General features: G+C 61.1%; 9 protein-coding genes. 2 read left to right on the plus strand and 7 right to left on the minus strand.

The features are described 5' to 3' along the window. Nucleotides 1-24 precede the first annotated feature (24 nt). From ACNPM8_RS12250 to hflX, 3 genes are all read right to left on the minus strand, one after another. Entirely contained in the window at nucleotides 25-1104 is a 1080-nt protein-coding gene (locus ACNPM8_RS12250) for a glycoside hydrolase family 76 protein (protein WP_448939926.1), read from the minus strand. 105 nt (nucleotides 1105-1209) lie between these two features. Next, entirely contained in the window at nucleotides 1210-3207 is a 1998-nt protein-coding gene (locus ACNPM8_RS12255) for an ATP-dependent DNA helicase (RefSeq protein ID WP_448939927.1), read from the minus strand. Next, nucleotides 3200-4768: a GTPase HflX gene (gene hflX / locus ACNPM8_RS12260; protein ID WP_105661882.1), complete on the minus strand. Its 1569-nt coding sequence runs from the start codon at nucleotides 4766-4768 to the stop codon at nucleotides 3200-3202. Before hflX ends, ACNPM8_RS12255 begins: the two co-directional genes overlap by 8 nt. A gap of 419 nt (nucleotides 4769-5187) precedes the next feature. Here hflX and ACNPM8_RS12265 point away from each other — a divergent pair, with 419 nt between their 5' ends. Then, nucleotides 5188-5793 carry a class I SAM-dependent methyltransferase gene (locus ACNPM8_RS12265; protein ID WP_105658161.1) on the plus strand — a complete coding sequence of 202 codons (606 nt, stop codon included), beginning with the start codon at nucleotides 5188-5190 and terminating at the stop codon, nucleotides 5791-5793. Nucleotides 5794-5861: 68 nt separating this feature from the next. Here the strand turns inward: ACNPM8_RS12265 and dapF are convergent, their stop codons facing one another. The 3 genes from dapF to miaB are packed head-to-tail and all read right to left on the minus strand — an operon-like array spanning nucleotide 5862 to nucleotide 9266. After that, nucleotides 5862-6797 carry a diaminopimelate epimerase gene (gene dapF, locus ACNPM8_RS12270; RefSeq protein ID WP_448939928.1) on the minus strand — a complete coding sequence of 312 codons (936 nt, stop codon included), beginning with the start codon at nucleotides 6795-6797 and terminating at the stop codon, nucleotides 5862-5864. Nucleotides 6798-6829: 32 nt separating this feature from the next. Then, a complete protein-coding gene (gene miaA / locus ACNPM8_RS12275) occupies nucleotides 6830-7732 on the minus strand; it encodes a tRNA (adenosine(37)-N6)-dimethylallyltransferase MiaA (RefSeq protein WP_448939929.1) in 903 nt (300 codons plus the stop codon). Between the two features lie 4 nt (nucleotides 7733-7736). Next, complete coding sequence (miaB, locus tag ACNPM8_RS12280; protein ID WP_105658164.1) at nucleotides 7737-9266, minus strand: tRNA (N6-isopentenyl adenosine(37)-C2)-methylthiotransferase MiaB; 1530 nt, start codon at nucleotides 9264-9266, stop codon at nucleotides 7737-7739. Nucleotides 9267-9440: 174 nt separating this feature from the next. Between miaB and ACNPM8_RS12285 the strand changes: the two genes are divergently transcribed. Then, nucleotides 9441-9749, plus strand: coding sequence for a hypothetical protein (locus ACNPM8_RS12285; RefSeq protein WP_133832956.1), 309 nt, complete (start codon nucleotides 9441-9443; stop codon nucleotides 9747-9749). Here ACNPM8_RS12285 and ACNPM8_RS12290 read toward each other — a convergent pair. Next, nucleotides 9743-10575 (minus strand): regulatory protein RecX (locus ACNPM8_RS12290; protein ID WP_448938956.1); only part of this gene is annotated, 833 nt, incomplete at its 5' end. The genes ACNPM8_RS12285 and ACNPM8_RS12290 overlap by 7 nt on opposite strands.

Raw genomic sequence — 10575 nt, forward strand, 5'->3', positions numbered from 1 at the left:
CCCCCCCAATTCTCGTTTAACCCGCTATTGGCCGGCGTTCAACTCGAATTGAGCGGCCGCCGAGAAGATCATCCAGCGTTGGATTGCCGCCGAAAGCCGGCGTGGTTCCTGGTCAGCCAGATGGCGCGCCGTTGCCATGACCAGCCTCCTGGCCTGCTCCCGGCTCCGGGCTTCCAAGCGGACATCATTACCGGCGAGAGCCAGATATCGGCAGAGTATCCCTGCGAACAGGTTGCCGTCTCCCCCGCTGTTGAACGAGAGGACCCCGGCAGCAGTTGACAGCGATTTCGTGGTGGCATCGATCAGTACTTTAGCGTGAGCCAGATCAGCAGGCTCGCCAAGCTCAAGCAATGCCCCGAGCACCAGGCCCTGGTTATAGGTGTAGACCGCTGGTTCCACGGCGTGTCCCTGCGTGGTCAACCGAAGTCCGTCCAGATACAGTCCTCGCTCCACGCTGAACAGATTCTTTTCCAGCCACTGGAGAAGCTCTCGCGCGGTCTCTTTCTCCCCGGTACGGGCAAAGAACAGTGCCGCCGGCGCGTTGGCTGGCGTGTTCTTGAAATCCCGCTTTCTGGACCAGTACAGGCCGCCGTCCAGCACCCCATCCATGCCGGCATGGAGCTGCCGTCCCAGCGTCCGAACTGCCGCCTCGGCAGGACGGCTCTTGTGCCCCGTCGCCAGCTGCGTGAACTTTGACAGGCGGCCGCTGGCCAGGGCAAGCCAAGCCATGTCGTCGAAGAAGTAGTTGGGCAAGATCCCGAAGTTTCGAATTCGAATGCCGCGCAATAGGCCGTTGGCCCGGGCAAGCGCTTCGCGCGCCCGGTGTTCGTTGCCTTCGTCCCAGTACGATCGGCCCTCATCGATGATGGCATCCAGATAGTGCGCCTGCCACCAATAGTTCCACTCCGCAAGCGGGTGCGCGAAACCATTGAGATTGCTGAGCATGCTTCCGTCGCGCAACCGATGCGCTTTGCTGTAGCTCTGTCCAATCCACGTTCCGGGCAACCCCATGAGGCGATGCCCGAACCGCTGGTGGGTGTCGATCGCGGCTTGGTGCGCCAATTCCTGCATGGACTCCATGGTGCCTTCCGATTCGAGCTTCATCAGTTCTTGTCACAGACCTTAGTGCATCTGGAAGCATCATGCTGGTACCGGTTAAAGAACTTGAGCTGTCCCGAAGGACAGCTCAAGTTCATATTCTGGTTGCGGCTATTTCCCGCCCGGGTTCAATCGCTTGAGAACACCAGTGATGACCTTCTTATCGACAGTCGGCCACATCGGAGGCAGGGTAGCTTTCAAGAAGCTGCCATACCGCGCCGTGGCCATGCGCGAATCAAGGATCGCCACAACGCCCTTATCCCCGACCGAACGAATCAAGCGCCCAGCACCCTGGGCCAGGCGAATCGCCGCATGGGTGGCGGCAACCTGCATGAAGCCATTTCCGCCATGCTTGGCCACGTCCTCGGAACGGGCCTTGGAGATAGGATCATCCGGGCGCGGGAAAGGAATCTTGTCGATGATGACCAGCCGGCAAGAATCGCCTGGCACGTCCACGCCCTGCCACAAGGTCATGGTTCCAAACAGGCAGGTGTCGCGTTCGCTGCTGAACTGTTCGACCAGCGACTTCATGCTGGCTTCACCCTGGCACAAGATTTCCACGTCCAGGCGCTCGCGCAAGATGCTTGCCGCTTCCTCGGCGGAACGCTTGGAAGTGAACAGCGCCAAGGCGCCGCCACCGGAGGCCTTGATGAGATCTTCGATCTCATCCAGCGTCTCCGCCGCCAGTTGGCGTCCTGGCTTGGGCAGGTGCTTGGCCACGTAGAGGATGCCCTGCTTGGGGTAATCGAAAGGGCTGCCAACATCTACGCCGGTCCATGATGGAGCGCCGGCGCCCATCAGGCCCAAGGAGCCTGCTACCGAGTCGAACTGCGAGCCAATGGCCAAGGTGGCGCTGGTCAATACGACCGTGCGCCCGTCGAAGAGGCCCTCGCGCAACTTGCCGGCCACCGACAACGGTGCCACGTTCAAGGTTGCAGGCTGGCTCTCATCGGCCTCGACGTAGCCCCGGCCTTCGACAAACTCCCGCGGACGGGTGGTGTACAGGACCTCGCGGCGTTCTTCGGATTCGAGCATGCGAATCGCATCATCCATCACTGCCTGCAGCTGGGAGCGGGCAGTCTGGCGGCCGCCATCGGCCGGTGCATTGGCTTCGGGCTTGGACAGCGCCAGAGCCAGCCGGGCCTGCTCCACGATGTCGTTCAGGGCAATGCCCATGTCTTCGCGCAGACCATGTTCCAGCAAGCCTGTCGGCAACCCGGTCAACGACTTTTCCAGGCGGTTTGCGGCCTTGACCATCTCATCCGCATTGATACCGCAATGGCGCTTGGCACCGCCAGCGGCGGTAAGCACCATGCGCGAGGAGAGCGCGCCCGAAACCGAGCTGGTCACGCGATCTTGCAGTTCGTGGGCCTCATCGATGATCGCGACTTCGAAGTCCGGGAGAACCGAAAGCCCCTCGAAGGCCGAAACCGCCAGCAACGCATGGTTCGTAATGACCACGTCGGACTCGGCGGCACGGGCACGCGCCATTTCCGAGAAGCATTCGTCCGCCATCGGGCACTTCTGCGAGCCGAGGCACTCCATGGCCGAAACCGAGACCTGCTTCCAAGCCTTGTCACTAACCCCGGGCACCAGTTCATCGCGGTCACCCGTGTCGGTCTCTTCGGCCCATTCACGCAGTTTCATTACTTCGCTAGCCAGCGGCGAGTAAGTGGTGCCGGCAGGTATTGCCGGCTCGTCCATGGAAAAAAGAGTGCCTTCGTCATCCGGGTATCCGCCGCCGAGCTTGTACTGGCACAGGTAGTTCGAGCGCCCCTTGAGCAGCGCGACATCCATCGGGCGCGTGAGCTTGCCCTTGAGCGAGTCGAGTAATCGCGGTACGTCACGGCCGACAATCTGCGATTGCAGCGCCAATGTCGCGGTGGAGACGATCACTGGCTTGGCGCTGGTTTGCGCGTGGGCCAGTGCCGGAATCAGGTAGCCCATGGACTTGCCCGTTCCGGTACCGGCCTGCACCAGCAAATGCTTTTCGTCTTCCAACGCGCTGACCACGTGCTTGACCATTTCCTGCTGGCCGGTGCGCATGGCGCCGCCCATGGAAGTGACCGCGGCCTCCAGGAGCCCCAGGGCCTGCTCTTGCTTATCCATGAAGGTTGAAGGTCTCCAACTCTGCAGCAAAGGAATCGCGCACCTTGACGATCAGCCGGGTGCCCTCCTCCAGGTGTTCGCTTTCCAGGATCTCGGATTCGCTCTGGTGCAGCTTGGCGATCAAATCCCCCCGGTTGTAGGGAATGAGTACCTCAAGCTGGACTCCGGGGCGTGGAATCGAGGAACTGATCTTTTCCAGCAGCTCCTGGATGCCTTCACCGGTATGCGCAGAGACAACCACAGTGTTGGATTCCTTGTTGCGGATGCGTTCGATAACGAACGGATCAGCCACATCAGCCTTATTCACCACGATGATCTCTGGGATGTTCAACGCGTCGACTTCGCCGAGCACGGTGCGCACGGCCTGGATCTGCCCTTCGGGATCCGGATGGGACCCGTCAACGACGTGCAGGATGAGATCCGAATCGGCGATTTCCTCCAAAGTGGAACGGAAGGCTTCCACCAGCTGGGTCGGAAGGTTGGAAACGAATCCCACGGTATCGGCCAGGGTGTAGGTCAGCCCGTCTTCGGTCGCCGATTGGCGAACGGTCGGGTCCAGGGTAGCGAACAGCGCGTTCTCCACCAGCACACCGGCGTTGGTCAGTCGGTTAAGCAGCGATGACTTGCCAGCGTTGGTGTAGCCGGCAATGGCTACGGCCGGAACCTCATTGCGCTTGCGGTTGGCACGCTTGGCTTCGCGCGCAGGCTTCATGGCCTTGATCTCGCGGCGCAGCTTCGCCATGCGGTCGCGAATGCGGCGGCGGTCCATTTCAATCTTGGTTTCACCCGGTCCACGCGAACCGATACCGCCACCGGCGGCACCAACGCGGCCACCGGCCTGGCGGGACATCGATTCTCCCCAACCGCGAAGGCGCGGCAGCAGGTATTCGAGCTGGGCCAGTTCAACCTGCGCCTTGCCCTCTCGCGACTGGGCATGCTGCGCAAAGATATCCAGGATCAGGCTGGTGCGGTCGATCACCTTGACCTTGACGATATCCTCCAAGGCGCGACGCTGCGAAGGAGCCAGCTCTGCATCGACAACCACGGTATCGGCGCCAGTGGAAGCAACAATTCCGCGCAGCTCTTCAGCCTTGCCCGAGCCGAGGAAAGTCGATGGGTCCGGCTTGCTGCGGCGCTGCACCAGCCCGTCCAGGACCTCCGAGCCGGCGGTCTCTGCCAAAGCGGCGAGCTCACGCAGGGAATTCTCGGCGTCGGTGACGGTGCCGTCGCTCCAGATGCCAGCCAGCACGACGCGTTCCAGGCGCAGCTGGCGGTACTCGACTTCGGTGACGTCTTCCAGTTCCGTGGACAGGCCTGCGACGCGGCGCAGCGCACGGCGGTCGTCCAAATCTTCCTGGTCCCCGTCGAAATGGGTGAGGCCGGAGGAAAAACGGTTCAGTGCAGAGGCTTGTCCGGCGAAGATGGAACTCTCTTCTTCGCCGAAGTGCTGGACCTGCGGGCTCTGCGCATCGTCGGCTGCGAGGATTCGATCGATGGCGGCCTGGATCTGGGCATCATCCATAGATGCCGAATCGTGCTCGTGTGACTCGGAGTTAGTCATGGTCTCCTTAGAAGTACTTCGCTTTCCAGAATAGTGCGGGTGGGCCCCACTTTGCGACGTGGCGCGTTCAGTTTCGGTTGGTTCATCAAACATTCGTGGTCCTTTGCAAGGAGTAAAGGTCTATGAGCAGACAGGTGAATGCATGGTTACCGGTGAGCAAAGGCGAATGCGGGGTTCCAAAAAGAAGAACTGCCAAGAAGGGGAAATGACTTTGCTGTCTGCTGATTCATGCAGGTGGGCGCGCAAGAAGTGCACGGCCAGCTCGTGGAATCGCGGGTAACCAAGAGGATTACGTATTAGACGAAAATGAAAGTCATAGGAAAAACTCTATCAGTGATATCGTGTCGTGCCTATATCGCTTTGCTCACGTTGGCGACCCTGTTCTTTGGGGTAACCGTACTGGGCGATAAACTTTGCCTATGACCTCGGATCACTACTTCACCGCCAGCCCGGCCTCGGCAGACGAACGTCGCACCATCGAAGTCGAGCTCAATGGCTCGCTGCGCAAAGTGCAGACGGCCTCCGGCATTTTCTCCCCTGCCGGGCTGGATAAGGGCACAGCGGTATTGCTGCAGTACGTGCCGGCCCCTCGCGGACGCATCCTGGATATCGGGTGCGGCTGGGGGCCCATCACCTTGGCCGCTGCCGAGCAGTCCCCGCAGTCCGAGGTCTACGGCGTCGACGTCAATGAGCGTTCCATCGATCTGGCCCGCTTGAACGCCACGGCGTTGGGCTTGTCCAACGTTGTTGTCGGCACTCCTGAATCCGTGGATCCGAACCTGGAATTCGACACCATCTGGTCCAACCCGCCCATTCGCATCGGCAAGGATGCCCTGCATGAGCTGCTGATGCTGTGGTTGCCGCGTTTGGCCCCGGGCGGCGAGGCCTGGATGGTGGTGCAGAAGAACCTTGGCAGTGACTCGTTGCAGAAGTGGCTGGTTGAGCAGCTTCCCTCGGAGTGGAAGATCACCCGCGAAGCGACCGCCAAGGCCTTCCGCGTGCTGAAGGTAGCGCGCCCGGCCTAGAGGACCGAAGGCAAACCGCAGATCGGCTGCCGAGCCAATCTGCGGTTCTGCGAAGAACCGGATCAGTTCTACTGCGCACCGAGGATCCCGCGCGCCACCAGATCCGCTGGGCCGCTGAGGATCGTATCTTCTCCGCCGCTTGCGTTGCCGCGGAATTCAACGCCGACCACGCCGCCTGGCACCGCAACAGCCCACTGGTTGATCAGCGCGGTGCTGCGCGCCCAGTAGCGTACGGCAGCTGCAGCCGCGCAGGCACCGGTACCGCAAGAGAGGGTCTCTCCTACCCCGCGTTCATGGACGCGCATCTGGACCTGGGCAACTCCGTCTTCTTCAATCAGCGGTTCGGATGGAACCACGAATTCCACGTTGGTGCCGTGGGCAGGAACGGGAGATACCTCTGGTGCCTGGGCCAGGTCCAATTCTTCGAGCATTCGGGCATCGGGCAACGCCACAACGGTGTGCGGATTGCCCATGGTGATGCTCAAGGCCGGCAGGGCCTGTTCCCAGCCACGCGGCTTGACCATGGAGTCCACGGATTTTTCGGCCGCGTCCTGCTCGAAGATCAGGCCCCAAGGACCCAGGTTCACTGCGTAGCCATCGACCAGGCGGGTAATTTCCTTGACCCCTGCACGGCTGCCGATTTGGAAGCTTTGCCCCACCTGGAGGCTCACCAGCCCCTCGGCAATCAGGTAGTGCGCGAAGGCACGCACGCCATTGCCGCACATTTCGGCGATGGAACCGTCGTTGTTCCGGTAATCCATGAACCAGTAGGCCTTGGGGTTCTCCAGGAACTGCTCTTCGTATCCCGGAACCTTGGAGGTTGGCACGGCACGGATGAGCCCGTCGCCGCCAATGCCGAATCGGCGATGGCACAGGGCCGCTACCTGTTCGGGGGTGATGTCGAGCTTTGCTTCAGGGTCTGCAACCAGTACGAAGTCGTTGCCGGTAGCGTGGCCCTTGGCAAAATGTTGTCCAGCCAGCTGTCCTAGTTCGGTGCGGTACATCTATGCTCCTAGATTTTTCCTGCGTATGTTGGCTAGCCAATGATCTTCAGCGTTTTTTCCAGCAGTCCCGGTTCGATCGGGTTCAGCCAGTTGACCCGCTGGTCTGCATTGAACCAGGTGATCTGCCGTCGCGCGAACTTGCGCGTGGCGATGATCGTCTGGTCAATGGCTTCGGCTCGGGTGATCTGCCCATCCAAGTAGTCAATGTACTGCTGGTACCCGATGGCACGCGAAGCGGTCTTGCCTTCGCGTAATCCTTGTTCAAGAAGTCCTGCGACTTCTTCGGCTAATCCCATGGCATCCATCTTGTGCACGCGGGCCTCCAGGGCTTCGTGCAATGCATGCCGGTCATAGTTCAAACCGATCTGGATTGCCGGTGCGGCATACTCGCGTTGCGGCATGAAAGAGCTGAAGGCCCGCCCGGAAATCTCGTAGACTTCAAGGGCCCGGATCGCGCGGCGCAAATCCAGGTTGCGCCCAGCTGACACCGGGTCCACCTCGGCCAATCGGCGGCGCAGGGGTCCGTCGCCTTCGGCCTCGACCTCAGCCTCCAGCCGTTTCCTGACCCCGGGATCCGTCGGCGGGAAATCGATGACGTCAAGTGCTGCGCGCACATACAGTCCAGAGCCGCCGACCATCACCGGAATCTTGCCGCGGGCCCGGATTCGGGCGAAGTGGGCGCGGGCCTGGGCTTGGAAGGCCGCGACGGACGCTTCCTCGGTGATGGCCATGGTGTCGAGCAAATGATGCTCGATGCCGCCACGTTCATCCACCGGCAGCTTCGCGGTGCCGATATCCATGCCGCGGTAGAACTGCAGGGCATCTGAATTGACGATTTCCCCGCCCAGTTCCCGGGCCAGGGCAATAGCCAAATCTGACTTGCCGGTGCCGGTGGGGCCGACGATGGCGATGACCGGCAGGTTCGAATTGGTCATGTACTTAGCTACGCACTTTCAAGGTTGGCATGCCCAAGCTCGTGCGGCCGATGGAACCGTTCGCAGCTGGGGAAGGTACCCCGCAGCTTTCGGCTTGGGCACGGTCCCAGGCATCCCCGGCACGCGAACGGCGCAGGGAGTACTGGTCAGCGGTGGGATCGGAAATCAGGTGGAATGATGCCACTTCGGTAATAGGCAGGGTGACCAGATCGCCTGGGCGCGGGGCTTGGGCTCCGTCAGGCACAGAGAAGTGCACCAGGCGCTGGTCCTGCGAGCGTCCAGACAGGCGCCGGGTTTCCCCGGACTTGCGTCCGGACTGCTCGGTGGCCATCACTTCTACGGTACGGCCCAGCTGCTTCGCATTCTCTTCCTTGGCAATGCGGTCCTGGAGCGCGGTCAGGCGCTCGTAGCGTTCCTGGACCACGGCCTTGGGCAGCTGGTCTTCAAGTTCGGCTGCCGGTGTTCCCGGCCGCTTGGAATACTGGAAGGTGAATGCCGAGGAGAATCGCGACGCTTCAACCACGTCGAGGGTGGCTTGGAAGTCCTCTTCGGTTTCGCCCGGGAAGCCAACGATGATGTCGGTGGTGATTGCCGCATGCGGGATGCGTTCGCGAACCTTTTCCAGGATGCCCAGGAATTTCTTGGACCGGTAGGAGCGGCGCATTTCCTTGAGCACCCTGTCCGAGCCGGACTGCAGCGGCATATGCAGCTGCGGCATCACGTTCGGGGTCTCGGCCATGGCATCGATGACGTCATCGGTGAAGGCCGCTGGGTGCGGGCTGGTGAAGCGCACGCGTTCGAGTCCTTCTATTTCGCCGCAAGCGCGCAGCAACTTGCCGAAGGCCAAGCGGTCTCCGAATTCCACGCCGTAGGAATTCACGTTCTGGCCCAGCAGGGTCACTTCGATGGCCCCATCATCGACCAGGGCCTGGATTTCGGCGAGGATCTCGCCCGGTCGGCGATCGCGCTCCTTGCCGCGCAAGGATGGGACGATGCAGAAGGTGCAGGTATTGTTGCAGCCCACGGAAATGGAGACCCAGCCTGCGTACACGGATTCGCGCCGAGTCGGCAAGGTGGACGGGAAGACATCCAGTGATTCCAGGATCTCCAGTTGTGCCTCCTGGTTGTGGCGCGAGCGGGCCAGCAGCGTAGGCAACGAACCGATATTGTGCGTGCCGAACACCACGTCTACCCATGGGGCTTTCTTGACGATGGTGTCCCGGTCCTTCTGGGCAAGGCACCCGCCGACAGCAATTTGCATATTGGGGCGTTCGGCCTTCAGGTTCTTCAGCAGGCCCAGATGCCCATAGAGCTTGTTGTCTGCGTTCTCACGCACTGCGCAGGTATTGAAGACGACGACGTCGGCTGCTTCTTCGGCCAGCTCTTCGGATTTGCGGCTTAGGCCCGCATCTTCCAGGAGACCGGAGAGCCGCTCGGAATCGTGCACGTTCATTTGGCAGCCGAAGGTACGTACTTCATAGGTACGGGGTAGTTCTCCACTGCCGATGTTGCTCAAGGTATGTTGCTCAGTCACTCTTCAAGATTACCGAAGATTGGGTACTGCTGAAATACAGGTGACCTTGGGACGCGCTCCTGCGTGCTGTTCGCAGCGCGTGCCCGCTAATCGCCGAATTCACCGCTTCCCTCGGAAGGGTTAGGATTGAATTAGACTATCAACTAGCCAATTCGGCCTATGAGAGAGATTTCCGTGGAAAACCATTCACCCCGCCCACAACCGGAACCCGAGAAATCCCGCCCATTGCGCTTGTCACGCGGCATGAAGGTCTTCCATATCTGGATGGCCGGAATATCCGCACTTTTCCTTTTCGCCATCCCGATCGCCATCGGCCTCCTCCCGCCGATGGACCACGAGACCGATGACCTGCTGTTCAATATCGGTGTTGGCTCGGTGCTTGCCGGGATCGCCGCCTTGATCCTGTGGGCATACCAGGGCATTGACGATTGGCTTGGACGCCGCAGCAAAGCACCTGCCCAGGATCCGAAGCGCAATCAGTAGCGGCTACCGAAGCGCTCTTCCCATTCTTCGCGCGCGACCTTGAAGGCCAAGCCGCCGTTGTAGCCTTTACGCCCCAGCATCCCTACTAGTCGGCGTAATGCCCTATCCCGATCTGCGCCCATGGATTCCGGGCGAAGTTTCGCGCGAACCAGTTCACGGGCCCGCTGCTCCTCGGCCTCATCATCAATTTGCTCAAGCGCTTCAGCGGCCAGTTCATCGTCTACGCCCTTGGTGCGCAGCTCGCGCTTGATCGCCCCACGGGCCAAACCGCGCGAGCGCGCGCGGGCAACTACCCACGACTTCGCAAAGCGTTCATCATCAACGAGATTGATCTCGGCATACCGGTCGATGACTTCATCAGCGATATCCTCAGGGCATTGGTTGTCAAGAAGCTTGTCCTTGAGCTGTTTCGCGGTCTTGTCGCTGGCTGTGAGCTGGCGCAGCAAAATGCCACGCGCCTTTTCCCGCCACTGGTCATCGCTGAGCTCTTCGGGCTCCCCCGCTTCGCGCGCCGCTTTTCTCGCTTCGCGTGCTTCGCGGCGTTCCTGCTTCGAGGGTTTGGCCGGTGCGGGCGCGGCAACAATCTGTTCCATCGCCGCACGCAGCTCTTCAACACTGCCCGGTTTCCTGGATTCCTCCGGGAAGCTGGCAATGGTGCGGGAGGTGCTGCCCGCTGGCATGGCTGGGGTTGCGGCGCGCCGGGCGGCGCGTTCCCGCCTAGCTGATTCCTCAGCCGCTTGTGCTTCCACTTCTTCCGGGCTGGGTTTTGCCCAGTCCGGCATGTCCTCGGGATCCCCCTGGAACTCTTTGGAAACGGACGTAGCGT

This window comes from Glutamicibacter sp. AGC46, assembly GCF_053543715.1.

Excerpts from the sequence above, each read along its gene's own strand:
- dapF (WP_448939928.1), bottom strand. The coding sequence starts at position 6,797 with ATGTACCGCACCGAACTAGGACAGCTGGCTGGACAACATTTTGCCAAG.
- ACNPM8_RS12265 (WP_105658161.1), top strand. The coding sequence starts at position 5,188 with ATGACCTCGGATCACTACTTCACCGCCAGCCCGGCCTCGGCAGACGAA.
- ACNPM8_RS12250 (WP_448939926.1), bottom strand. The coding sequence starts at position 1,104 with ATGAAGCTCGAATCGGAAGGCACCATGGAGTCCATGCAGGAATTGGCG.
- hflX (WP_105661882.1), bottom strand. The coding sequence starts at position 4,768 with ATGACTAACTCCGAGTCACACGAGCACGATTCGGCATCTATGGATGAT.
- miaA (WP_448939929.1), bottom strand. The coding sequence starts at position 7,732 with ATGACCAATTCGAACCTGCCGGTCATCGCCATCGTCGGCCCCACCGGC.
- ACNPM8_RS12255 (WP_448939927.1), bottom strand. The coding sequence starts at position 3,207 with ATGGATAAGCAAGAGCAGGCCCTGGGGCTCCTGGAGGCCGCGGTCACT.